General features: G+C 70.9%; 21 protein-coding genes, 2 tRNA genes and 1 pseudogene. 12 read left to right on the forward strand and 12 right to left on the reverse strand.

The genetic code is table 11. The features are described 5' to 3' along the window. Positions 1–2: 2 nt before the first annotated feature. Genes DMP23_RS17565 through aztB form a run of 5 tightly spaced genes read right to left on the reverse strand, consistent with a single transcriptional unit; the run spans position 3 to position 4,392 of the window. On the reverse strand, positions 3–233 hold the full coding sequence (locus DMP23_RS17565; protein ID WP_337824514.1) for a hypothetical protein: 231 nt from the start codon (positions 231–233) through the stop codon (positions 3–5). A 14-nt stretch (positions 234–247) separates the two neighbouring features. Further along, a complete protein-coding gene (gene aztD / locus DMP23_RS17570; protein WP_337821730.1) occupies positions 248–1,411 on the reverse strand; it encodes a zinc metallochaperone AztD in 1,164 nt (387 codons plus the stop codon). A gap of 42 nt (positions 1,412–1,453) precedes the next feature. Further along, positions 1,454–2,353 carry a zinc ABC transporter substrate-binding protein AztC gene (gene aztC, locus DMP23_RS17575; RefSeq protein ID WP_337821731.1) on the reverse strand — a complete coding sequence of 300 codons (900 nt, stop codon included), beginning with the start codon at positions 2,351–2,353 and terminating at the stop codon, positions 1,454–1,456. Beyond that, on the reverse strand, positions 2,350–3,534 hold the full coding sequence (locus DMP23_RS17580; protein WP_337821732.1) for a hypothetical protein: 1,185 nt from the start codon (positions 3,532–3,534) through the stop codon (positions 2,350–2,352). The genes aztC and DMP23_RS17580 overlap by 4 nt, the downstream gene beginning before the upstream one ends. 36 nt (positions 3,535–3,570) lie before the next feature. Beyond that, positions 3,571–4,392: a zinc ABC transporter permease AztB gene (gene aztB, locus DMP23_RS17585; RefSeq protein WP_337821733.1), complete on the reverse strand. Its 822-nt coding sequence runs from the start codon at positions 4,390–4,392 to the stop codon at positions 3,571–3,573. A 45-nt stretch (positions 4,393–4,437) separates the two neighbouring features. On the opposite strand from aztB, the gene aztA reads away from it, so the two are divergent. The 5 genes from aztA to DMP23_RS17610 all read left to right on the forward strand — a co-directional run bounded on the left by aztA (position 4,438) and on the right by DMP23_RS17610 (position 7,689). Beyond that, entirely contained in the window at positions 4,438–5,163 is a 726-nt protein-coding gene (gene aztA / locus DMP23_RS17590) for a zinc ABC transporter ATP-binding protein AztA (RefSeq protein WP_443111344.1), read from the forward strand. A gap of 61 nt (positions 5,164–5,224) precedes the next feature. After that, a tRNA-Thr gene (locus DMP23_RS17595) sits at positions 5,225–5,299 on the forward strand. Positions 5,300–5,309: 10 nt separating this feature from the next. Next, positions 5,310–5,382 (forward strand) — tRNA-Asn (locus DMP23_RS17600). A 22-nt stretch (positions 5,383–5,404) separates the two neighbouring features. Then, on the forward strand, positions 5,405–5,881 hold the full coding sequence (locus DMP23_RS17605) for a hypothetical protein (RefSeq protein ID WP_337821735.1): 477 nt from the start codon (positions 5,405–5,407) through the stop codon (positions 5,879–5,881). Continuing rightward, positions 5,776–7,689, forward strand: coding sequence for a hypothetical protein (locus tag DMP23_RS17610; protein ID WP_337821736.1), 1,914 nt, complete (start codon positions 5,776–5,778; stop codon positions 7,687–7,689). The genes DMP23_RS17605 and DMP23_RS17610 overlap by 106 nt, the downstream gene beginning before the upstream one ends. Positions 7,690–7,849: 160 nt before the next feature. On the opposite strand, the gene DMP23_RS17615 is transcribed toward DMP23_RS17610, so the two are convergent. From DMP23_RS17615 to DMP23_RS17630, 4 genes and pseudogenes are all read right to left on the reverse strand, one after another. After that, positions 7,850–8,875, reverse strand: a complete 1,026-nt coding sequence (locus DMP23_RS17615; RefSeq protein WP_337821737.1) for a cation-translocating P-type ATPase — start codon at positions 8,873–8,875, stop codon at positions 7,850–7,852. A gap of 106 nt (positions 8,876–8,981) precedes the next feature. Continuing rightward, a pseudogene (locus tag DMP23_RS17620) lies at positions 8,982–11,573 on the reverse strand (P-type ATPase); the annotation flags it as partial. A 131-nt stretch (positions 11,574–11,704) separates the two neighbouring features. Continuing rightward, complete coding sequence (locus tag DMP23_RS17625; RefSeq protein ID WP_337821738.1) at positions 11,705–12,568, reverse strand: alpha/beta fold hydrolase; 864 nt, start codon at positions 12,566–12,568, stop codon at positions 11,705–11,707. A gap of 63 nt (positions 12,569–12,631) precedes the next feature. Further along, positions 12,632–13,567: an AraC family transcriptional regulator gene (locus DMP23_RS17630; protein WP_337821739.1), complete on the reverse strand. Its 936-nt coding sequence runs from the start codon at positions 13,565–13,567 to the stop codon at positions 12,632–12,634. A 135-nt stretch (positions 13,568–13,702) separates the two neighbouring features. On the opposite strand from DMP23_RS17630, the gene DMP23_RS17635 reads away from it, so the two are divergent. Continuing rightward, a complete protein-coding gene (locus tag DMP23_RS17635) occupies positions 13,703–14,932 on the forward strand; it encodes a cytochrome P450 (RefSeq protein WP_337821740.1) in 1,230 nt (409 codons plus the stop codon). 1 nt (position 14,933) lies between these two features. Further along, complete coding sequence (locus DMP23_RS17640; RefSeq protein WP_337821741.1) at positions 14,934–15,959, forward strand: FAD-binding oxidoreductase; 1,026 nt, start codon at positions 14,934–14,936, stop codon at positions 15,957–15,959. A gap of 63 nt (positions 15,960–16,022) precedes the next feature. Here DMP23_RS17640 and DMP23_RS17645 read toward each other — a convergent pair whose 3' ends face one another. Beyond that, positions 16,023–16,703 carry a GntR family transcriptional regulator gene (locus tag DMP23_RS17645; RefSeq protein WP_337821742.1) on the reverse strand — a complete coding sequence of 227 codons (681 nt, stop codon included), beginning with the start codon at positions 16,701–16,703 and terminating at the stop codon, positions 16,023–16,025. A 114-nt stretch (positions 16,704–16,817) separates the two neighbouring features. Here DMP23_RS17645 and DMP23_RS17650 point away from each other — a divergent pair, with 114 nt between their 5' ends. The 4 genes from DMP23_RS17650 to DMP23_RS17665 are packed head-to-tail and all read left to right on the forward strand — an operon-like array spanning position 16,818 to position 20,863. After that, positions 16,818–17,669, forward strand: coding sequence for a fumarylacetoacetate hydrolase family protein (locus DMP23_RS17650; RefSeq protein WP_337821743.1), 852 nt, complete (start codon positions 16,818–16,820; stop codon positions 17,667–17,669). A 15-nt stretch (positions 17,670–17,684) separates the two neighbouring features. Continuing rightward, positions 17,685–18,608, forward strand: a complete 924-nt coding sequence (locus DMP23_RS17655; RefSeq protein WP_337821744.1) for a VOC family protein — start codon at positions 17,685–17,687, stop codon at positions 18,606–18,608. Positions 18,609–18,665: 57 nt separating this feature from the next. Further along, positions 18,666–20,408 (forward strand): FAD-dependent monooxygenase, encoded by a 1,743-nt coding sequence (locus DMP23_RS17660; RefSeq protein ID WP_337821745.1) that lies wholly within the window; start codon positions 18,666–18,668, stop codon positions 20,406–20,408. 17 nt (positions 20,409–20,425) lie between these two features. Beyond that, positions 20,426–20,863 carry a nuclear transport factor 2 family protein gene (locus DMP23_RS17665; protein ID WP_134732094.1) on the forward strand — a complete coding sequence of 146 codons (438 nt, stop codon included), beginning with the start codon at positions 20,426–20,428 and terminating at the stop codon, positions 20,861–20,863. 12 nt (positions 20,864–20,875) lie between these two features. Here DMP23_RS17665 and DMP23_RS17670 read toward each other — a convergent pair whose 3' ends face one another. After that, positions 20,876–21,817 (reverse strand): NADP-dependent oxidoreductase, encoded by a 942-nt coding sequence (locus DMP23_RS17670; RefSeq protein WP_337821746.1) that lies wholly within the window; start codon positions 21,815–21,817, stop codon positions 20,876–20,878. Positions 21,818–21,895: 78 nt separating this feature from the next. Between DMP23_RS17670 and DMP23_RS17675 the strand changes: the two genes are divergently transcribed. Next, positions 21,896–22,462, forward strand: coding sequence for a TetR/AcrR family transcriptional regulator (locus DMP23_RS17675; protein WP_337821747.1), 567 nt, complete (start codon positions 21,896–21,898; stop codon positions 22,460–22,462). 209 nt (positions 22,463–22,671) lie between these two features. On the opposite strand, the gene DMP23_RS17680 is transcribed toward DMP23_RS17675, so the two are convergent. Continuing rightward, positions 22,672–24,441 carry a chloride channel protein gene (locus DMP23_RS17680; RefSeq protein ID WP_337821748.1) on the reverse strand — a complete coding sequence of 590 codons (1,770 nt, stop codon included), beginning with the start codon at positions 24,439–24,441 and terminating at the stop codon, positions 22,672–22,674. Between the last annotated feature and the right edge of the window lie 100 nt (positions 24,442–24,541).

A 24,541-nucleotide genomic window follows, 5' to 3' on the forward strand; every position in this document is an offset into this window, starting at 1 on the left:
GCTCAGCTTTCCGCGACGACTCCGCTGAGTTCGTTCGGCACCCCAGGGAGGGTGCCGGTCGCGGTCTTCTCCCCCGTCCCGAGATCGACCGCGTGAACCTCCTTCTTGCCCGGATCCGTCACATACGCCGTCCCACCCCGGACGAACAACGCCGGACGCGGCTCCCGCCACGAACTGGGTGAAGCGCCGCCGCTCGCTGACTCGTGGCTGGTGGGCGACATTCCGCCGCCCACCAGCCACCCCTTGCTCAGCTTTCCGCGACGACTCCGCTGAGTTCGTTCGGCACCCCAGGGAGGGTGCCGGTCGCGGTCTTCTCCCCCGTCCCGAGATCGACCGCGTGAACCTCCTTCTTGCCCGGGTCCGTCACATACGCAGTCCCGCCCCGGACGAACAGCGCGGGACGCGGCTGCTGCCATTCGAGCGGCTCCTGCCACGAGCCGATGACCGGGATCGTCCGGGTCACGCGGGCCGCGGCAGGGTCGATCACGTGGATCTTGCCGTCGGTGCCCAGCACCAGGCCCTCGCCCTGCGGGCCGCGGGCCAGGGAGCGGAAGGTGTAGCTGGTGCCGAGGTCCACGTGCCGCAGGCTGGCCTTCTCGGTGTCGATCAGCGAGACCCGCGTCGGCCGTTCCAGTTCCGCTTCCTTGTCGGTTTTGTAGTCTCCCAGCGTGATCGACGACTGCGGGGAGCCGGCCTGATTGCCGATGCGTCCGTAGGCGTCCGGGCTGGTCACCTTGGTGATCTTCCCCGCGCGGTAGATCAGCGCGCCGGTCTCGCAGCCGACCACAACAGTCTCGCCCCGCGCGGTCGCTTCGCCGTGCACGCCCGGGCATTGGTCGTTGCGCGCGATCTCCTTGCCGTCCTTGTCCCGCACCGCGATGCCGTTCCGGGCGTCCTCGTTGCCGATCGTGGCGACCAGCTCACCGTTGGCCAGTTCGACCGCGACGCCGTGATGCGGTTCCGGGGTTTTGTGCTGCGGCGCAGGCGGTTTCCCGGTCCCGAGCGTCGCCGGGTCGAGCACCGTGATCTCGCCGGTGCCGTCGGAGAAGAGGACCGTTTTGCCTGCGTGCCGCACCACGTGTCCCGGCTTCGGGGCGCGGATCTCGGAGTCGGTGAGCGTCGCGCCTGCCGCGTCGAGGAGCCGGAATCCGGTGGCCGTGGACACGATCAGGTGCCGGTCGTTGCCGGCCGGGTTGAGGCGGTTGAAGCCGGGCAGCGGGAGGTCCTTGACGACCTTCAGGGTCTTCCCGTCCAGCAGCGAGATCCCCCCGTCGTAGGTGATCGCGACCGGATCGGCGACCGTCTGGGGTGCGGCTGCCGGGGGCGGCTCCGGGGATCCGCAGGCGGTCACCGTGAGCAGCCCGGCCGCGGCAAGAGCGGCGCAGGCGGTTCGGTAGGGCGGCACTGGCATTTCGTTCTCCTTGGTGGGGATGGGTTTTCTCGGTGTCGAAGATCAGGGCGCGGCCAGGCCGCCGACGATCGCGTCGGTATTGGCTCGCATCATCTCCAGGTAGGTCGCCGCGCCTTGGCCGGGTTCGCTGAGGGATTCCGAGAACAGCGACTTCACCCGCACCCGCACGCCCGCCTGGTCGGCGAGCACCCGCGCGAGGCGGTCCGGCTGGGAGGAATCGGCGAAGACCGCCGGGACCCCGGCCGCGCGCACCGCGTCGGCCAGCGACTTCAGGTCGGACGCGCTGGGCGAGGCGAGCGTGGTGCCGCTCGGGATCACCGCGCCGACGACCTGGAAGCCGAACCGCTGGGCCAGGTAGCCGAACACGTGGTGGTTGGTGACCAGTTTCCGGTGCTGCGGCGGGATTTCCGCGAACCGGCGGCGCATCGTGTCCTCGAGCGTGCCGAGTTCCTGCCGGTACCGTTCGGCGTTGGCCCGGATCACGTTCCCGTCCACTCCGGACACCCGCGCGACGATCTGGTCGGCGATCACCGGCACGGCGGCGCGGACACGGCCGGGATCAGTCCAGAAATGCGGATCCGGACCGCCGTGGGCGGCGTAGCTGATCGGGTCGACCCGCTCGCCCACCGCCAGCGCCGGAACGCCGTTGCGCTCGGCCGCCTGGACCGTGCGCAGCATGCCCTCCTCGAGCCCGAGTCCGTTGTAGACGATCAGCCCCGCGTGTTCGACCTCCGCCGCCTGCTGTGCGGAAATGCCGAAGGAATGCGGGTCGGCGTTCGGTTTCATCAGCACCGTCACGCCCGCCTGGTCGCCGACGATGCGGCGGGTGATGTCGCCGAGGATGTTCGTGGTCACCACCACCGAACCGCCGCTCGCGCCCGCGCCGGAACAGCCGGACACCACCAGGAGCGCGGCGACCAGCAGGGCCCGGATTCTGCTCATCGGCCGGTCTCCACGACGTAGCTGGCCTTGCCGGGAACGGTAAGCGTCCGGGCTCGGCGGAGGTGGTCGTTGTAGTCGATCTCGTAGATCTCGCCGGAGGACGGGTTGTTGACGTAGGCGCGGGTCGCGTCGACCTGGATCGCCGGGGCGACCGGGCCGTTGACCGCGGGCAGCAGCGGGACTTGCGCCTGTTGCGCCCCGCTGCCTGGGTCGAAGGCCCGCAGCACGCCGTCCCGGGTCAGCACCAAGACCGGCGCGTCCTCGCCGACAGCGTTCAGTGCAGCGACCGGACCGGTCTCGATCCGGGACCACTTCCGGGCCCGGACGTCCAGTACCCACACCGCGTCAGTCCCGGCCGCGGCGGCGAGGGTCGTGCTGCCGGGCCGGTGCGCGAACCTGGAGGCGCGTTCCTCCTTGCCGACCGGACGCGGGTAGGGGATCTTCTCCCCGGCGAACGTCCCGTCCTTCTCGGTGACCAGCAACGCGCCGTCCGCGCACCCGAAGACGACGCCCCGCCGCGTGACGGCCGCACCGCCCAGTTCCGGGCATGGCTGGGCGATCTCCGCGACCTGCTTGCCTTGGCGGTCGTGCACCCGCACGCCATCGGCAACCGAGGCCAGGACGCGTTCGCGATAGGGCACCGCTACCCCGGCATGCGGACTCCGCGCGATCGTGCCGAGTTCGGCGATCGAACCGCGGTCCAGTTTCGCGCGGTCCAGCAACTTGGCAGTTCCGTCCGGAAAGGACAGTGCGGTGACCGCGGGATCGCTGTAAGCGGCCAGCAGCTGCTGGCCCGGCGCGGTTCCGGTCTCGCGCACCGCAGCGCGGTAGTAGTGCACGTGGTCGCCGTGGTCGACCATCCACGCGCCACTGTCGATGACGCGGACCCCGTCGGCGCGGCCGGTGAGGTAGCCGAACCGTCCGTCCCCGGTGATCGCATGCGCGCCCTCAACCGTTCCCACCGGCGTGACTTGCTCGGTGATCAGGTCGAGCACGTGCGCCGCACCGGTCGAGGCGTCGGCGACGACCAGTCTCGACTGTGCCTCGGCGGTTTCCTCCGCTCCCTCGACGTAGCCGTGCGGCGTGGCAGCGGGTTGCTCCGCCGGATCGTGCCCGCAGGCGGCCAGCAGCGCCGCCACGGCCAGCACGCCCGCCGCGCGGCGGACAGGAGATGTCGTCATACGTCCTCGATTTCTGTTGTCGGACAACGGATTCGTTCAGCGACGGCGGCCGCGGACGGCGGACAGCAGAGCGGAGAGGAAGAACAGCGCGATCGCGGCGGCCGCGATGCTGGCTCCCGCGGCGGTGCCCCAGTGCCAGGACACGAGCAATCCCGCGACCGTTGACAGGATTCCCAGCAGCGCGGCGAGCACCATGACCGTCGTGATGCGGCGCGCCCAGAACGTCGCCGCGGCCGCCGGTCCGATCAGCAACCCGAACGCCAGCAAGGTGCCGACGACCCGGAACGACGCGACCACGGTCACGGTCACCAGCGCCAGCACCAGCGCGTTCGCGAGACCTGGCCGCAACCCCAGCGTCTGGGCCTTGCGGACATCGAAGGCGACGGCGGCGAACGGGCGGTACCCGAGAAGCGACACCGCGGCGACCAGCCCCAGCGCGATCGCCAGAACCAGCAGATCTCCCGTGCCGACGGCGAGCACGTCGCCGAAGAGGAACCCGGTGAGGTCGACCGCGAACGACTGCGAATGCGACACGATGATCACGCCTGCGGCGAGCATCCCCACGAACAGCAGCCCGATCAGCGTGTCCTGCGACAACCGCCGCGACCGGCCCAGCACGGTCACTCCCCCGGCCATCACCGCGGCGCTCAGCACCGCGCCGAGCAGCGGGTTCACTCCCGCCAGCGACGCGATCGCCACCCCGGGCAGCATGCCGTGCGACAGCGCCTCCCCCAGGAAAGCCATCCCGCGCAACACCACCCAGGTGCCCGCCAGCGCACACATCACCGACACGAGGACCCCGGCGACGAGCGCGCGCTGCACGAACGACACGTCGAAGGGGGTCAGCAACCAGGCCACGGCCCCACTATAGTGGAAATGGTTTTCATTCTCTTTAAGGGGGTTTTGGTGAACCTTGCCGAACCGGCCGTCACCTTGCGGAACGTCCGCGCGGGCTACGGGTCGCACGAGGTGCTCGGCGGGATCACCGCCGAGCTGCCCGCGGCGCGGAGCACCGCCGTCGTCGGGGCGAACGGGGCCGGGAAGTCGACCCTGCTCAACGTGATCGCCGGCATCCAGCCGATCAGCTCCGGCACGCTGCACCGCACCAGCCGGTTCCGCGCCGCCTACGCGACCCAGTACAGCGAGGTGTCCGGCGAACTCCCGATCACCGTCCGCGCCACGGTGACCATGGCCCGCTGGGCGCACCGCGGCCCGTGGCGCAGGCTCACCGCCCGGGACCGGACCGTCGTCGAGGATTGCCTGGAGCAGCTGGACATCGCGTCGATCGCCGACCAGCCGCTGGGCACGCTCTCCGGCGGCCAGCGGCAACGGACGCTCGTGGCCCAAGCCCTTGCCCAGCAGTCGGATCTGCTGCTGCTAGACGAACCCGCGGCCGGTCTGGACCTGCACGCGCAGACCCTCATCGACGACGCGCTCGACGCGACGGTGCGCGGCGGGACGACCGTTGTCCGCATCACCCACGACCTCATGGTTGCCCGCCGCGCGGCCCACTGTCTGCTGCTGCGCGACGGGCGGTTGCTTGCCGAAGGGCTGCCGTCCGCGGTGCTCACCCGGGACCGAGTGGCCGCCGGGTGGGGTCTGCCGAATTTTCCGGACCCCGCAGAGTAAGCCGGAATATCAGTGGCGGCGCTGTCCCGCCGCGACATAGGATTTCGGACGCGGGGAACGGCATGGAGTAGATCAGCGGCAGATCGCCTGGCTCGTGACCGGGAGGGCGCGGGTTCGAGTCCCGCCTCCATGTCCATCCCCCGCTCCTTGGAGTAGTTCAGCAGGCAGAACACCCGGCTGTTACCCGGGAAGGCGCAGGTTCGACTCCTGCCTCCAAGTCTTGACCACAGGGGGAATCCACATGGGACACACCGCGTCGCCGGGGTACGCCTACGGGCAGCTCGAACGGGCTGTGCGCACCGCCTTGTCCGCGAAGGACGGCGGGACGCGCCGTCGTGCGCGGGCGAAGGCCGACCGGTGGCAGGACGTCCTCACGGGCATGGCCACCGGTTCGCTGCGGATCGGCTCGCGGGTCCCGGTCGCGGGCGCTCCGGCGTGGGTGACCCTCGAAGTCGTGCACGGCGGGTTCGCCACCGGCCGGTGCCTGGCCGAGGTCCCGCTGTCCCCCGCCGAGGCCGCTCTGTGCCCCGACGGACCGGGCCGGACCGATCGCGAACGGCTCAACCTCTGGTACCTCACCGACGCCGGGCTCGCCGCGCTGCGCTGCGCGGCATGCTCGCCGCCGAGTCCTACCGGATCGACGTCCCGGAGGACGCCGCGCTGCCGACCGTCGCGTGGCTGCTGGAGCACGGGCACGCCGAAGCGGCGCTCGACCTGATCGCCGAACTGCGGCCGCACCTGCATCGCCTGCGCCTGGCCCCGCTGCCCGGCTCGGCGCCGCGACCTGCGGGCGCACTGGTCCGGTTGAGCACAGTCGGCGAGGTCCGGGAATCGCTGCGGTCGGCGAGCACCCCGCCCGCGATCAAGGCGATGCTGGAAACGCTGGCGGTATGGCACCCGCTGTTCGACCGGCTGGTCGCGCTGTGGTGCGACACCGTCGAAGGCGAACTGCCGCGGCTGGACGAAACCGGCGTCACCGGCGGCTGGCCGTGCCGTACCTGGCCGGAGGACTGGCAGCAGCGTCGCGCCGAATGGCTCGAGGATTACGCGAGCGCGCGCTTCCGGCACACCGCGTCGGGAGTCCACGTCCACCCGAAGAGCAACTTCACCCGGCTGTACCGCGCGTTGCGGGCGTGCGAGCGCGACAGCTCGGAACTGACCGGCCGGGACGTCGGCTGGATCCGCCGTGCCCTGGCGAACACGATCACCAAGCACGGCGAGCCGGGCTCGGAACCGCGGGCGGCGCTGCGAGCGCTGCAGGCCTCGGTCGCCGCGCGGCCCACGCACGCCGAAACCGCCGCCGCGCTGGCCGAACGACTGGACCGCTTCCCGGCCGACGGCGGGCTGCCGTCGATCGAGCCGGTCGCCGGGGACGCGCCGGCGCACCTGGTCGCCAAGGTCGCCCGCGCGCTGGAGGCGCCGATCGAGGAACTGGTCGCGCGGAAGGTGATCACGTCGGCGGACGTCCTCGCGACGGTCCTGCCGCAGATCACCGCGCAACTGCTGGCCGCGAACTTCGACAACGAGCAGCTTTCGACGCTGTACGCGCAGACCTACGCGGCCTTCCGCCGTCGCCGCAGTCTGCTGCTGCTCGACCTGGAACACCAGGTCCGGATCGAGGAACTCCCCTGGGTCCACGCGCTCGACCGGCTGCGAACGCGGCGTCCGGACGTCACCCGGGCGGCCCGCCAGACGCTCTCCCAGACGGTGCTGCTGGCGCTGAGCGCGTTCCCGCAGGCGATCCTGCCGAACACCCTGGTGCGCGAATTGGGCGCGCTGGCGAAACAGGCCGGGCTGCCGATGCCGCTGGTCGAGGAGGTCGCCGCCGACATCTTCACGGGCATGTTCACCGAGAAGTGGCGGACGGCAGCGGAACTCACGAGCCGCACGATGGCGGGCACGCTCTACGCGCGCTACTACGACCTGCCGGAGTCCTGGACGTCGGAGCCCCGCCCGCGCCGGTTCCGCGCGCTCGCGAAGGGCACCGCCAACGACTTCGCCGACCTGTGCTTCGCCCGAGCCGGCGGAACCCGCACGTCGTGGCGGCTCCGTTCGGTCGCGATGAACGGCACGGTGCTGGAGCAGAGCCAGATTCTCACGACGCAGAACCTGGCAGTCCTGGTGCACACGCTCGATCTGCGGAAGCGGCTCCAGGCGTCGGCCCCTGAACTGGCCGCCGAGTCGCTGACGTGGACGGTGATCCGGCTGGCGACGCGCACCGACCACCACCACGCGGCCCTGCAAGCGGTCAAGAACGCGGCCTACGCCTGGCGGCAGGCGCTGTTCTTCCTGAGTTTCTGCGACGTCGAAACTCAGCGCGCGACCGTCCACGAGCTCGCCGAGCAGGTGACCCGAGCGGGCCTGGCCGAACGCTTCACCCCGGCCGTGACCGGCTTGGCACACGTGGTGGAGGGCGGCCGGTTCACCCCGGAGGGCCGCATCGGCGGCGGGACCGGACGGCGTTTTCTCGGGTGGACTACGGGAAAGCACTGGTGCCTGCCCGAGGTCCGAGCGGCGCGCGGCTAGGGAGAAGGGACGCGGCACCAAGCCGACAGCCATGACCGTCCACTCCGGACAGTCACGGCTTACCGGGTCGCGGTCGGCAGCCTCGCCACTAGCCGGGACAGCTGAACCGGAACCGATTACCACACCGAAAGCCGTGACCGTCCACTCCGGACAACCCAGCTCACCGAGCCGCCGCCGCGACCCGGGATACGACCGACTCCACCACCGGCAGCATCGGCGGCGCGAACTTCGCCACCACGATGCCGCCGCCGACCCCCGCCCACGCCACCGGGCCCAGCGGGGTGCAGCCGAAGAAGTGGCTCACGACCGGCGTCTGCACCACCGCGAACAGCACCGCCGCCGAGCCGAGGCTGGTGGCCAGGACCAGCGGGCTGTGCTCGCGCCCGGAAAGGGTCTGCACCAGCTGCGCTCCGACGAGACCGCACAACGACATCGTGCTGGTTCGGCGCGCGGTGCCCGGCGTCCAGGTGCCGGCCAGCCACGCGGTGGTCGCTCCCAAGGCCGTGACGACGCCCCGGTCCCGGATCTGCCGGGTCAGCGGCGCGCCGAGCGACCCGGTGCCCACGTCCTCTCCGGCGTCCGGCGCGGCGCTGGGGGTGACCGAGATGGCCATCGCCGGGAACATGTCGGTCAGCAGGTTCACCAGCAGCAACTGCCGCGTGGACAACGGCGAAGCCCCGGACAGCAGCGTGCCCAGCACGGTGAACCCCACCTCGCCCGCGTTGCCGCCGATCAGGATGCTGATCGCGTCCGCGACGCTGCGCCACAGCGCCCGGCCTTCGTCGACCGTGTCGGCCAGTACCCGGAGGTCGCCGTCGGTCAGCACGATGTCGGCGGCGTTGCGCGCGGCCGCGGATCCGCGTGCGGCCAGCGCGATGCCCGCGTCGGCGGCCCGGATGGCGGCGGCGTCGTTCGCGCCGTCGCCGACCATCGCCACGACCCGGCCCGCCGCACGCAGTGCCTCGACCACTTGCAGCTTCTGCTCCGGTGCCACCCGGGCCACCACTCCGGCCTCGCGCAACAGGTCCGCCCGGCCGGCCCGGTCCAGCGCCGCCAGTTCCTGCCCGGTCACGACCGAGGTGTCCTCGAGCCAGCCCAATTCGACGGCGACAGCCAGGGCAGTGCGCGGGTGATCCCCGGTCAGTACCACCGGGTTCACTCCCGCCGCGCGAAGCCCAGACACCATCGGTGCTGCGCTGGGCCGCGGGCTGTCCGCCAACGCGAGCAACCCTGGTCAGTTCCCGCAGCCTCGCTTGAACCCCGGCGGCCGGCGCGGTGCGGGACGCCAACGCCACGGCGCGCCCGGCCTCGGTGCGGTCGCCCGTGTCCGCGACAATCGCCCGAGCCGATCCCGCGACCACGGTGGTTCCTTCGAAAACCATGCACCGGCGGTCCGCGATGTCCGAGGCCGGGGTCGGCGCGGTTTGTTTCGGCACCGGCAGGGATTCGCCGGTCAGCACCGATTCGTCGACCTCGAGGTCGTGCAGCCGCACCAACCGCGCGTCGGCGGGCACGACGTCGCCCGCTCGCAGTTCCACCAGGTCGCCCGGCCGGAGGTCGGTTGCGTCCACCGCTTCCGGTTCGGCGTCCGCGGAGGCCAGGCGACGGGCCTGCTGAGTCTGAGTCGCCGCGAGGCCCGCCAGAGCCTGCTCCGCGCGCAAGCCCTGCACCCCGCCGACGAGCGCGTTGGCCCCCATCGCGGCCAGCACCAGCAGCGCGTCCACAGTGGATCCGAGAATCGCGGACGCGGCGGCTCCGACCGCGAGCACCGGAGTGAGCGGATCGCTCAACTCGCCGCGCATCGCGCCGACCAGACGAAGCCCAGTCGCCACCGGCGCGGTCCCGGGCAGTTCGGCAGCCTCCGCGGCCAAGTGCTGGGCGCGCTCGGGCAGACCGGCGCGGCGAGATCGGCGGCGACGCGGATCCGAGGCCAGCTTGCGCAGCACTTCCTCCAGCGGCAACGCGTGCCAGGCGACTCGCGGCCGCGGCGCCGGAGCCGTTTCCGCTGCCATGGCGACGGCGCTCTGCCATCCCGCGGCCAGCGCGACACCGGTGGCAAGGTTGACCGGAGTCAGCCGCGCCAACGGCGACAACAGGCGCCGCCACTGCCGGTGCCCGTCCGTGGCGACCACCAGACCGGACAAAGCCGCTGCGGCCTCGGCGCAGGTCGTCGCCCGGTCGCCAGCGGCACGCGCGCTGCGCACCGCGCGCATCAAACGCCAGACTCCCGCCAAGCCACTGATCGACAGCAGGTCAGCGGCCCACACCGCGGCATCGCATCCGTGCGCGACCGCGACCGCGAGATCGCCGCGCAGCAGGCCGTCCAGCGCTTCGTCCCGGGCAGACGCGTCCGCGCTCGGCGGGACGCGGGCCAGGGTCAGCACGACATGGCCGTCCTCCTGACACCCGGTGACGACCTCGGCCATCGCGCGATCGGTGACGACCTCGTCCGCCAGCGCGGCGTCAGCACCCGGAGAGCTGCCCTGGACAACCACGATCCGCAGACCGGCTTGCCCGGCCGCGTCCAGCACGCTCTCCGCCAGCGGATCGGGCACCCATCCGACGAGCACCGTTCCGACGTCCACGCCGTCGGCCGAGGCGATCATCAACCCGGTCTCGGCATCGGGATCGTCGGGTGCCGGCCGCAGCCGCACGGGGCTGTCTTCGCCGTCCACGGCGTGCAAGGCCGCTTGCCACAGTCGGCCTTCCGCCCACTCGGTGTCAGTGGGATGGGCCTCGAGCACCGTGCGCTGGTCGCCGCACAGTGCGTTGCTGTGCACCACAAGGGTGTCGGCCGCTTGCAGCAGCCGGAGCCGGTCTGGATTCCGGACGAGCACCCCCTCGCGCGCGAGGGCGAGTCCGGTGCCCGAAGCGTAGGCAGTCCAGCCGTAGCGAGCGGGTTTGGGAGAACTGGCGAGGATCGCCGAACTGGCCTGGCTGAGGTCGCGTTTGAACAGCACGGTCGCCCCCGCGCCGACGAGGCCGCCGGTCAGCGCGGTCTTGGCGTAGTCGGTGACCGGATCCGGCGGCGCTGGCCTGCGTTCGGGCCGGGCGGTGGGACAGTCGCGGTCGGGCACGCACAACCGGTCGCAGGACCGTTCGAACGCGACCACCTGCGCCACCGCGTCCGCGAGCTGCCCGGCGCGCAGCAGCACGTCGAGGGCAAGGTCGGCGGGTGACTTCCCGATGCCGTGCAGCGCGGCGTTGGCGGTGGCGACCGCCAGTTCGGCACCAGGCCTGCCGAGCCTGGCGCGCAAGAAGTCTTGTGCGAGCGGATGTTCCCGCACCGCGGTGAGCGCGGCAGACAGCACTTGCGGCGGACGGCGCAGCCGCAGGGGCGTGGCAGCAGTCGCCATCGCGAGTCCGGCGCCGCTGATCGCCAGCGCGGCAGCCTGCGTCTGGACCGCGCTGAGATCGCCGGGATGCGAGGACGCTTCGTCCGGTGGGCCAACGGAAAGCCCGTGCTTCCGGGCACGGGCCGTCACGGCGGCCACCAAACGGTCGCTGGCCGCGCCTTCCGCCACCGTCAGCACCATCCGGGACAGACCAGCGTCCCAATAGGCAGCCAGGACGTCGGGCCGAGCCACCGCCTCGCGGACCAGCTTGCGCACCACGCGTCCGAACCGGCTCGCGTCGCCAGTGGATTCCGGCCGTAGTCCGACGTGGAGCTTCTGCCCGTGCCGCCACACCGCCTCGGTTCCCTTGGCCCCATGGACAACAGCGTCGCGCAACACCCGCGCGGCACAGGTCGTGGCGCGGACGCTGGCACCCGCTCCGGTCGCCACGGCATCGGTTCCGAGGCTGACCGCCTCGACGGCCACGCCCGCGACCTGTCCCGCCCCGCGGAACGCACGCGACACCAAGGAGGACAGATTTCCCGTCATGCTCTCGTCATCCTCCGCGCGCCGACCCGCTGCCCTCGAATTCCTTCCATCGCCAGCACGGTCCTGATACCCGGTGGAGAGCGAGGCAAACACCCGGACGAGGGAAGCTGGCGCGCGGAACGGACCAGCGGCTACCGCAGGAACCGGACCAGCGTTTCCGAGAGCTGGTCCGGATTTTCCTCGGCCATGTGGTGCCCGGACTCGATGCGGGCGGACGTCAGCTCGCCGCTGACCCACGACCGCCAGATGCCGACCGGATCGCCGTAAAGGTCCTCCATGTCGTCCCTGACGGACCAGGCGACGAGGGTCGGACAGGAGATGACGCGCTGTGCCGCCCGGTCCGCCTCGTCGTGGGCACGATCGACGGTCAGCCCGGCGCGGTAGTCCTCCAGCATGGCCCGCACGGTGGCCGGATTGTTAATCGCGCGCGTCATGTCGAGATAGTTCTCGCGCCCCATGGCTTTCTCGTCCGGGCGGTACCAGGCAAGGGGATCCGCCGTGATCACCCGCTCCGCGTGCGGGGAGGCACCGAGGAAAAACCAGTGCCACCACGCCGTGGCGAACTTAGTGCCCGCGCGTTCGAGCGCCTCGAGAATCGGCACGCTGTCCAGGACGCCGAGACGGGACACCGAATCGGGATGGTCCAGCGCGGTGCGGTAAGCGACGTAACTGCCGCGATCGTGTCCTACGACGGCGAATCGGCGGTGGCCGAGGCTGCGCATCAAAGCCACGATGTCGGCTGCCATCGCGCGATCGCAGTAGACCTCGTGGTTTTCGTCGGGATCGGGTTTGGCCGACCGGCCGTACCCGCGCAAATCCGGGCACACCACGGTCAATCCCGCGTCGGCGAGCCGGGGAGCTACCCGGTACCAAGTCGTATGCGTCCGGGGATGCCCGTGCAGCAACACCACGGGCGGTCCTTCCCCGCCGCTTCGCCCGTGGATGGTCACTGAGTCGCTGACGGAGATGTCCCATTCGGCGAAGGTGTCGAACACGCTTCCACTCTCGCACCGCCGAGACCCGCTCGCGCGCTGGTGCGCCTCGCTCAACCGGAAGACTCAACGAGCCCGCGAAGGCGACTCCCCATAACGCCGCCGGAACGCCGCAGCGAACCGGCTGGCGCTGGAAAATCCCCACCGCGCCGCGATCTCGCTCACCGAGAATTCCGGGTGCTCTTCGAGATCCGCCCGAGCATGCTGCAACCGCACCCCGACGAGATGCTCCGTCGGCGTGCAGCCGACCCATTCCCGGAAGCTCTCCTGCAACCGGCGAACCGTAGTACCGGCGACAGCAGCCATGTCCGCCGCCGTCCACGCCCGGGCCGGGTCGGCGCGCACCGCGTCGACCACTCGCGTGATCGCGCGCGGCCGCGGCGGCGGGACGCGACCGTTATCAGGGCAGCCCGCGAGGAGGAATCCGGCCGCGACCGCTCCGGCCAGTTGTTCCCGGACGATCGGCTGGTCGCTGAACAACGAGCCGTCGCGCATCTGCGACGACAGACCGGCGACGAGATGCCGCCAGTCGCGCGCGGGACCGTGCTCCAGCGGCAACTGGTCCGGGAGCGCACCGGCGACGCGGACGGTCCCGGCGCCGACGACTCGTTCGGCCTCGCGATCCAGCCAGTCCCGGTCGAATTTGACGCCCAGCACGGTGCACGTCGCGTCCCAGTGGGTGATCAGCGACGGCGTGTCCGCCCGGAAGACCGTCGCCTGTCCCGGCACCGACGTCACCGAACCGTGCCTGCCGCGGCTGGCGAGGTGACCGGTCAGCGGCAGGTTGACCTCGTACGCGGACGGGTAGTCGCAGGCGATCTCGACGTCGGCTCCCCATCCGACGTACCCGATCAGCACCGGGCCGAGGTCCAGCGTCCGCAGGGTCAGCCGCGGTTCGCGGCCGCCGCCGAGCGGCGTCAGCTGGTGCGGAAAGTAGGCGTCGGCCACCGACTTCGAGACTCGCTCCCAGTCCCGCGGCGCCGCACCACGGCGTGCGGACATGGACGCATGCTAGCTGATCAGCGGCGGAGCGCCGGATTCGTCGCGCGATCCGTACCGGATCCGCGCTTCGCGTGTCGTGGGCGCTGCCCGCGCGGACCTACCTTCGCCCCACCACGCACGAAGGAGGCCGCGTCAATGACGACGAACAGCACCACCGCCCCGGACCTGTCCTGGATCGACGACATCACCATGGCCCAGCTGGAGCGCAACCCGTACGAGCCGTACGAACGGCTGCGCCGCGAGGCCCCGCTGGCGTACGTGCCGGTGCTCGGCTCATACGTCGCGACGACCGCGGAGATCTGCCGCGAGATCGCCACCAGCCCCGATTTCGAAGCCGTCATCACCCCGGCCGGCGGCCGCACCTTCGGCCATCCGGCGATCATCGGCGTCAACGGCGACATCCACGCCGACCTGCGCTCGATGGTCGAGCCCGCGCTGCAGCCGGTCGAGGTCGACCGGTGGATCGACGACCTCGTCCGCCCCATCGCCCGCGGCTACCTGGAGAAGTTCGAGAACGACGGCCGCGCGGAACTCGTCTCCCAGTACTGCGAGCCGGTCAGCGTCCGTTCCCTCGGCGACCTGCTCGGGCTGCAGAGCGTCAGCTCGGACAAACTGCGCGAATGGTTCGCGAAACTGAGCCGGTCCTTCACCAACGCGGCGATGACCGAGGACGGCGAATTCGCCAACCCGGAGGGGTTCGTCCAGGGCGACGAGGCGAAGGCCGAGATCCAGGCGACGGTCGACCCGCTGATCGACCGGTGGATCGCCGAACCCGCCGACACCGCGATCTCGCACTGGCTGCACGACGGGATGCCCCCAGGCAAGACCCGCGACCGCGAATACATCTACCCGACGATCTACGTGTACCTGCTCGGCGCGATGCAGGAACCGGGCCACGGCATGGCCTCGACGCTGACCGGCCTCTTCAGCGAACCCGACCAGCTCGAGCAGGTGGTGGACGACCCGGCGCTGATCCCCCGCGCGATCTCCGAGGGGATGCGCTGGACCTCGCCGATCTGGTCGGCCACCGCGCGGATCTCGACCAAGGCGGTCACCGTCGCCGGGGTCGACCTGCCCGCGGGCACGCCGGTGATCCTGTCCTACGGCTCGGCCAACCACGACACCGGCGTCTACGAGGCCCCGACCCGTTACGACCTGCACCGTCCCCCGCTGCCGCACCTGGCGTTCGGCGCCGGGAACCACGCCTGCGCCGGGATCTACTTCGCCAACCACGTCATGCGGATCGCGCTGGAGGAACTGTTCGAGTCGATCCCGAACCTCGAGCGCGACACCTCCTCGGACGTCGAGTTCTGGGGCTGGGGTTTCCGCGGGCCGACGTCGCTGCACGTCGCCTGGGAGGCCTGACATGTCCTTCACCGCGACCGTCGGCGGCCGGGAAGTGCCGTGCGGGCCGGACCAGCCGATGCTCGACGCCTTCCTCCGCGCCGGCGTCTGGATGCCGAACTCCTGCAACCAGGGCACCTGCGGAACCTGCAAGCTGCGGGTGGTCGACGGCGCCGTCGACCACCGCGACTCCCCTGCCGACACCCTGACCGAGGACGAGCGGGCGGCGGGCCTGGCGCTGGCCTGCCAGGCCCGGCTCCGCTCGGACGTCGTCGTCGAAACCGCGGGAGGCGCCGCCCGGGCCACGCACCCGCTGCGCGACCTCACCGCCACCGTCCGCGAAATCCAGGACATCGCCCGCGACACCCGGCGGCTGCGGCTCGGCCTGCCCGAACCGCTGGCGTTCAACGCGGGCCAGTATGTCGAGCTGACCGTGCCCGGCACCGGCGTGCGTCGCCAGTACTCGCTGGTCAACACCGCCGACGAAGACAAAGTCCTGGAACTGCACGTCCGTCTGGTGCCCGGCGGGGCGGCCACCGAACAGTGGATCTTCGCGGGGCTCTCCGTCGGAGAACAGGTCCAGGTCACCGGCCCGCTCGGCGATTTCTTCCTGCCGCCCGAGGACGAGGACGACGGCGGCCCGATGGTGCTCATCGGCGGCGGCACCGGCCTCGCCCCGCTGATCGGACTGGCCCGCACCGCGCTGTCCCGGGACCCGAGCCGGAAAGTGGTGCTGTACCACGGAGTTCGCGGTGCGGCCGACCTCTACGACCTCGACCTGATGGCCGAACTCGCCGACAGCTACCCGGGTTTCTCGTTCCTTCCAGTGCTGTCCCACGAACCCGGGAACAGCACGTATCGCACCGGTTTCCCGACCGACCAGTTCCTCGAGGACGTCCCCAGCGCCCGCGGCTGGTCCGGCTGGCTCTGCGGGCCGCCGCCGATGGTCGACGCCGGGGTGAAGGCGTTCAAACGCCGCCGCATGGCGCCGCGGATGATCCACCGGGAGAACTTCACTCCGGCCGTGGCCGCTTCCTCAAGGCCGTGAAGGGCTCCTCGAGGGAACCTGATTCCCCCAAGGAGCCCTTCACGGACCGCGCTGAGCTGAGGGTCAAGGCCGGTTCGGCTCGTCCTCGGCGCAGCTGATCAGCAACTGCGCCGTGTGCGCGATGTGGTCCCGGAGCCGTTCGGCCGCTAGGTCCGCGTCCCGCGCCAAAGCAGCCTCGAGGATCGCCTTGTGCTCGCCCGCCAGGTCCCGGTCGGGTTCCTGTCCGAACGAGACTGACCACTGCCGGTACAGCTCGGCTTCCTCGCGCAGGCCGCGCGCGGTGGCGACCAGCCTGCGGTTGCGGCAGCCGTCGAAGAGGGCCAGGTGGAAGTCGGAGTGCGCCGCGACCCAGGCGTCGGCCGGGCGGTCCGGGTCGACGGGGTCGGTGAACGGGGTCCGCTCCAGCAGGTGGTGCGCGGCCACCGCGCGGGCCTCCCACTGTACGTCGCCTTCGAGGATCGACAGCCGCAGCACCAGCGATTCGATCTCCAGGCGCGCCTTCGTCAGGTCCGCGAGATCCTCGTGCGACAGCGGCGTGACCGTGTAGCCGAGGTGCGGCCTGGTTTTCACCAGCCCCTCGGCGGTCAACCGGGTGAGCGCCTCGCGGGCCGCGCCGACGCTCGTCGAGTACCGCTCGGAGAGTTCGGGGAACTTCAGCCGCTGCCCGGGAACCATCCGGCCGCCCAGGATGTCCGCCCGAAGCTGCTGGTAGACGCCCTCGGCGCGCGTCGTGTCCGCTCCCATGCCATCCACTGTAGCGGATACGAATCACCAGGCAACTTTCGAAAGTTTGTTGCTTCATCGAATCCCGGCGAGTACAACTGGAGGGCACCGAAGCCGGACGCGAAGGAGCCCCGCATGAAAGTCGCCACTGTGGACGGACGACTGGCACTGGTCACCGCACCGGGAAAGGCGGTGGACGCGGCCGAGGCCAGCGGCGGGCGGTTCGGCCCGGACGTCCAGCAGGCCTACGAGCGCTGGGCGGAGCTGTCGGAATTCGCCGCGACGATCGGCGAAGGCCACGCGCTCGAACGGCCGGTCAGCGACGAGCAGCTGGGCAATCCGGTCCCGGCGCCGCGCCAGGTGTTCGCGATCGGCCTCAACTACGCCGACCACGCGGCCGAATCCTCCTTCGCGGTGCCCGAGACGCCGCCGGTGTTCACCAAGTTCCCGACCTGCCTCACCGGCCCGTACGGCGACGTCGTCATCCCGGACGGCGGGCACGTCGACTGGGAGGTCGAACTCGTCGCGGTCGTCGGCAAGCGCGCGGAACGGGTCGCCGAACAGCAGGCTTGGGACTACGTCGCCGGGCTGACCGTCGGGCAGGACATCTCCGAACGGCTGCTGCAGCTGGCCGGACCAGCCCCGCAGTTCAGCCTCGCCAAGTCCCATCCCGGCTTCGGGCCGCTCGGCCCGGTGGTCGTGTCGCCGGACGAACTGCCGGATCGCGACGACCTCGAACTCGGCGCGCTCGTCAACGGCGAGCAGGTGCAGAAGGGCCGCACCTCGCAGATGGTCTTCTCGGTGCCGGCGCTGATCGCCCGGCTGTCCGCGGTGACCCCGCTGCTGCCCGGCGACGTCGTCTTCACCGGCACCCCTTCCGGCGTCGGCATGGGCCGCACGCCGCAGCGCTACCTCCAGGCCGGCGACCGGCTCGTCAGCTACGTCCACGGCATCGGCGAACTGCGGCAGCGGATGGTCGCCGCTTAGCGAAAGGGCTGGACAATGGGATTGCACCGGTTGAACTCGCTCGTCGTCGGCGTGCCCGAGGTCGCGGCGACCGCCCGCTACTACCGGGACTTCGGGCTCGCCGAGGACGCCGACGGCTGGTTCAGCACCCGCGACGGCGGCCGCCAGCTGAAGATCGTCCACTCGCCGAGGCGGCAGCTGATGGAGCTGAGCATCGGCGCGGACGACCCGGACGACCTCGCCCGCATCCGCCGCCGGCTGTCCTCTTTGGACATTCCGGCGGACATCGCGGGCGACGCACTGCTCACCCACGAGCCGGTCACCGGCTTCCAGGTGGTCGTGCGGGTCGCCGAACGACTGCACCAGGATCCCGAACCGCCCACGCCGTACAACGGGCCCGGACGGACAGAGCGCTCGAGCACGCGCGCGCCCGGCGTGCTGCGTGCCGGACCGGTGCGTCCGCGCAAGCTCGGCCACGTCGTCGTCGGCTCCCCCGACCACGAGCGCACGATCCAGTTCTTCACCGCCGGGCTGGGGTTCAAGACCAGCGACGCGATCAAGGGGCACGGCGCGTTCATGCGCTGCTCCACCGATCACCACAACGTGCTCGCGCTCGCCGCGCCGGTCGCCTTCCTGCACCACACTTCGTGGCAGGTCGAGGACGTCGACGAGGTCGGCCGCGGCGCGACCGCGATGCTGGAGGACCATCCGGAACGGCACGTGTGGGGCCTCGGCCGGCACCACGCCGGGTCGAATTTCTTCTGGTACCTCAAGGATCCCGCCGGCAACTTCTCCGAGTACTACTCCGACATGGACAGCATCCTCGACGACCAGCTCTGGACACCGGAGACGCTGGAAGGCGCCAAGGGCCTGTTCAACTGGGGCCCGCCGCCCCCGCCGTCGTTCCTGCGCCCCGACGATCTCGCCGCGCTCATGACCGGCGCGCACCAGGCCGGCTGACCCGGCCGTCCCCCTTCCTTCCCGCTGACTGGGCGCGGCCCAGGAGGTCGATCCGTCATGCCTTCTTTCGAAACCGACGTACTGGTGGTCGGCGCCGGCCCCGCCGGCCTGACCGCGTCCGCCCTGCTCGCCGCGCAAGGCGTGCGTGCCGTCACGATCACCAAATACCCGGGCACCGCGCATTCCCCGCGGGCCCACATCACCAACCAGCGCACCATGGAAGTGTTCCGCGACCTCGGCATCGAAGACGCCGTGCGGGAAGTCGCGGTGCCCAACGAATTGATGGGCGACAACGTCTGGGCGACCAGTTTCGCCGGGCAGGAACTGGCCCGGCTGAAGACGTGGGGCAGCGGCACCGCGCGGCACGCCGACTACGCCGCCGCCAGTCCCAGCGCGATGTGCAACATCCCGCAGCACATTCTCGAGCCCGTGCTCCGCGCCGGAGCCGAGCGACACGGCGCCGACCTCCGGTTCTCGACCGAACTGGTGCGGATCTCGCAGACGCCGGACGCCGTCCGCGCGGTGGTCGCCGACCGGGAAACGGGAGCCGAGCAAGAAATCGTCGCGCGATATGTGATCGGCGCGGACGGCGGCCGCAGCACCGTGGCCGAACAACTCGGCTTCGCGTTCGACGGCGAGTCCGGGCTCGGCCGCGCCGCGAACGTGTGGCTGGAAGCCGATCTCACCCGTTACACCGCGCACCGGCCCGGGACGTTGTACTGGATGTGCCAGCCGGGCAACGACTATTGGGTCGGCTCAGGCACGTTCATCTGCGTGAAGCCGTGGACCGAATGGGTCATGCTCTTCATGTACGACCCGGCCGAGGGCGAACCTGACCTCTCCCCCGACGGCGTCCGCGCGCGAGCGTCGGCCATCATCGGCGACCCGGACATCGAGATCCGGATCAAGGCCGTCAGCGAATGGCAGATCAACCACCTGGTCGCGCGTTCGTACCGGAACGGCCGGGTGTTCCTCGCCGGAGACGCCGCGCACCGGCATCCGCCCGCGAACGGGCTCGGCACCAACACCTCGGTGCAGGACGCGTTCAACCTGGCGTGGAAGCTCGCTTCGGTCGTCCGCGGCGAGGCCGGGGAAGCGTTGCTGGACACCTATGACGCGGAACGGCAGCCGGTCGGCAAGCAGGTGGTCGACCGCGCGATGCGCAGCGTCGAGGACATGCGGCCGATCTCGCAGGCGTTCGGCTTCCGTCCCGGCCAGAGCACCGAGGAGGGCTGGCGCAGTCTCGACGGCCTCGCCGCGGACACCCCGGAAGGCCGGGCCCGCCGCGCCGAACTGCGCGAGGCGGTCGAACTGCAGAACTACCAGTTCAATGCCCACGGCGTCGAACTCGGCCAGCGCTACGCCTCGGCCGCGGTCGCCTCCGATGGCACGCCCTGGCCGTCCCCCGGCCGCGACCCGGAGCTGTACTACCAGGCCACCACCCATCCCGGTGCCCGCTTGCCGCACGCGTGGCTCGAACACGCCGGAACTCCCGTGTCCACTGTGGACGTCACCGGCCACGGCCGGTTCACCGTGCTGACCGGCATCGGCGGACAGGACTGGCTGGACGCGGCGGACAAGCTTGCCACCGAGTTCGGGATCGAACTGGCCGTCCGGCAGATCGGCCTCGGCTGCGAATACACCGACCCGCTGGGCGACTGGGAGCGTGTGCGCGAGATCGGCGAACGCGGCTGTCTCCTCGCCCGCCCGGACCACCACGTCGCCTGGCGCGCCGCCGACCTCGCCGACGATCCCGTCGGGACGCTGCGCGGCGTGCTCCGCCAGGTGCTGGCTCGATAACCGTGAAAGGAAATGCCATGGTGCACAACGAAGTCACCGTCGACCGCAAGGCGATCGCCGAAACGTATTTCAAGCAGATGGACGCCGGCGAGGACTTCCTCGGCCTTTTCGCCGACAACGCCTACGTCTACTTCCCGAAGCACGCGCCCGCGCGCGGCATCGCCGAGATCAAGCAGCTGTTCGCGGATGTGTTCGTGCTGTTCTCCTCGATCGTCCACGAGGTGCCCTACTTCAACTACATTCAGCAGGGCGATTACGTCGTCGTCGAAGGCATCACCCACGGCGTGCTCGCCGACGGCACCTCGTGGCGGGCGACCGAGGGACTGGGCGGCCGCTTCTGCAATGTGTTCGAAATCCGCGACGGCCGCATCCAGCGCCTGCACATTTATCTCGACCCGGACTACGGCGACGCGGACTCGGGTCGTTACCCCTGGCTGCGGGACGCCGGCGCGTGAGCCGTTCCGCGTTCAGAGGTCGATGACGACCTTGCCATGCACGTGCCGCCCCGACTGCAGCTCGACCGCGGACCGGATCTCCTCGACCGGGAAGCTCGCCGCGATCGGCACCCGGAGCCGTCCCGCCGCCACCAGCTCGGCGATCTCCTCGATGGCGCCGGGCGCGGCATTGGCCTCGTTCGCCGGTGTGATCCCGTCGATCTGGCCGGCGATGGTGGTGATGCGTTCGTCCGGCACACCGAGTTCGCGGGCCGCCCACGCCGTTTCCGCCCCGTGCAGATCCATGGCCGCGGTGACGCCGGCGGGCGCGAGCGCACGGACCCGGTCGGCCAAGCCGTCGCCATAAGCGACCGGCTCGGCCCCCAGTGCGCGCAGGGCGTCGGCCGAGGAGGCCGACCCCGTCCCGATCACTCGCGCACCGGCGAGGCGGGCTAGCTGGACAGCGAACACGCCGACCCCGCCTCCCGCGCCGCCGATCAGCACCGTGTCGCCCGGGCCTGGGTTGACCACCGCCAGAGCCGCGGCCGCCGTGCAGCCCGCGATCGCAAGCGCGGCGGCGGTGCGGTCGTCGACACCGTCCGGGGTGCGGTGCGCATCGCCGCCCACCGCGATGGTCCCCGCGACGTCCACGACGACGTAATCGGCGACCGCGCGGGACAGCGCGCCGCCGAACACCCGGTCGCCGACCGCGAACTCGGTCACGCCGTCGCCGATCTGGTCCACTGTCCCGGCGTAATCGGTGCCGAACCCGCACGGCAGGCTCAGCCCGAACCGCGCGGCGGTCTCCGCGTCCGAGGTCATGAACCAGTCCATCGGGTTCAGCCCCGCCGCGGCGATGCGCACGCGAAGCTGCCCTGGACCGGCTTGCGGCACCGGCACTTCGCGCACCCTCAGGGCCTCCGGCCCGCCGAAGGTCTCGAACTGCACCGCCCGGCTCGCTTCTTTTCCGCTCACGTGGCTCCTCCGATTCCAGGAAACGGACTATGCTCCGTTTACGTCCTCGAATCTAGCACAAGTGGAGCGTGATCCGTTTTGGCTGCCGCGAAGTCCCCCCGGGCAGACGCGACCCGCAACCGCCGGCAACTGCTGGACGTCGCGACCCGGCTGTTCGCCGCGACCGGGACCGAGCCGTCGATGCGCGCGATCGCCGCCGAGGCCGGAGTCGGCATCGCCACCCTCTACCGGCACTTCCCCACCCGCGAGTCGCTGGTCGACGCGGTCTACCAAGACCAGGTCTCGCGGCTCACCGCCGGCGCCGAGGACCTGCTCGCCCGCCTCGGCCCGGCAGCCGCGCTGCGCCGCTGGATGGACCTGTTCGGGGACTGGATCGCCACCAAGAACGGCATGCTGGACACGCTCCTCGCGATGGTCGAATCCGGCGAGATCGCGCACGCCCACACGAGAACCGAACTTCTCGCGGCCATCGACGGCCTCCTCGAAGCCGGGCGCGCCAGCGGCGAACTCCGCGCCGACGTCCCCGCCGAAGACATCGCTGCCGCGCTCATCGGCATCTTCACCGTGGCCGGTTCCGCCGAGCACAAGGCGATGGCAGGTCGGCTGCTGGACCTGTTGCTGGACGGGCTCCGGGCTACCGCCTAGCCGTCGGGGGCTCCAGTGCACTCAACACCGACTGGTGCGTGATCCAGCCGGTCAGCGGCGGCAGCTCGGCGAGGTCGCCCACTTGACCGGCCTGGTCCTCGGCCACCGCTTCGGGTAGCGGCCGTCCTCGTCGATCACCGGCATCTTCACCGTGACCGGTTCCGTCGAGCACAAGGCGATGGCAGGTCGGCTGCTGGACGGGCTCCGGGCTACTGCCTAGCCGTCGCGGGCTCCAGCGCGCTCAACACCGACTGGTGCGTGATCCACCCGGTCAGCTCATCAGCCCCGGTCAGCACCGGAAGCCCGGTCCCCGGCGCCTGGGCAAGCGCGTCGAGCGCATCGGCAAGCGTCGAATCGCTCGTCACCAGCGGCGGCAACTCGGCGAGGTCGCCCACCTGGCCCGCCTGGTCCTCGGCCACCGCCTCGGCGACCGCACGGGCGGTGGCGCAACCCTGGTAGCGGCCGTCCTCGTCGATCACCGGCAGGATCCCGTGGCCGGACAAGGCGAGCGCGTGCGCGGCCAGTTCCAGCGGCAGGTTCTCCCGCAACGGCTCCGGAAGCGGTTCGGTGACCGCAGAGACTTTCGTGCCCGCCAGTCGTTGCGCGGACGGGTGTTTGTCCAGGTCGATGCCGCGACGGCGCAGTTTGAGCGTATAGATCGTGTCCCGGCTCAGAGTCTTGCTCACGGCGGTCGCGATCACGATCGCCGTCAGCATCGGCAGAATCACCGTGTACTGCCCGGTCAGCTCGAACAGCACGATCACCGCCGTGATCGGGGCCCGCGCCGAACCCGCGAACGCCGCCCCCATCCCGATCAGCCCGTACACCCCCGGCGACGCGGTCACCGACGGGAACAACGCGTGCACCGCGATCCCGAACGCCGTGCCCGCCATCGCCCCGATGAACAGCGACGGCGCGAACACCCCGCCCGAACCGCCGATGCCGATCGTCAGGCTGGTCGCCAGGATCTTTCCGAGCATGAGCACCAGCAGGAAACCGAACAGGTACTTGCCTTCGACCGCGTTCTGCAGCACGGGATAACCCACCCCGTACATCTGCGGCAACGCCAGCAGCAGCCCACCGAGGAACACCCCGCCCACCGCCGGACGCAGCCACTCCGGACCCCGCCACAACCGGTCGCACAGGTCCTCGATCCAGTACAGCACCCGCGTGAACAGCACCCCGCACGCGCCGACCACCAACCCCAGCACCACGAACAGCAGATACTCCACCGGACTCCGCAACGAGAACGGCGGCAGATCCAGGAACGGCGCGTTCCCCAGCACCGCCCGCCCCACCACGCTCGCCGTCACGCTCGCCAGCACCACCGCCCCGAACGACTCCGCCGCGAAATCCCGCAGGATCAACTCCATCGCGAAAAACGGACCCGCCAACGGCGCGTTGAACGTCGCCGCGATCCCGCCCGCCGCACCACACGCCACCAGCACCCGCAACCGCGACTCCGGCAGCCGCGCCGCCCGCCCCAACGCCGAACCCAGCGCCGACCCGATCTGCACGATCGGGCCCTCCCGGCCCACCGAACCACCCGACCCGATCGTCAACGCCGACGCCAGCGCCTTCACCACGCTCACCTGCACCGGAATCCGTCCGCCCCGCTCCGCGACCGCGTACATCACCTCCGGCACCCCGTGCCCCCGCGCCTCCGGAGCAAACCGGTACACCAACGGCCCGTACACCAACCCCGCCACCACCGGAGCCAGCAACAAAAACCACGGACCCAACGCAGGAAACCACGAATGCGCCGCACGCCCGGCCGCCGAATAATCCGCGCGCCCGGAAAACACGTGCGTGAACGCGGTGATCAACCACCGGAACACCACCGCACCCACACCCGCGCCCGCACCGATCAGCACCGCCAGCCCGACCAGCCCCGCCCGGCTCTCCCGCACCCACCGGCCCACCGGCTGGCGCACCGGCACAACCAGCCCGCGTTTCCCCGCACTCTCACCCGACGACATTGATGCAGTATGCAACAATTGCGCACGGACATGGTTGCGGGATCGCTCACACCAAGCGCGCCAAGGGTTTTCGTCCGCTTTGCCTGCCATCGGAGGTTTC

This window comes from Amycolatopsis sp. A1MSW2902 (assembly GCF_017312175.1).
Lineage (GTDB): Bacteria > Actinomycetota > Actinomycetes > Mycobacteriales > Pseudonocardiaceae > Amycolatopsis > Amycolatopsis nivea.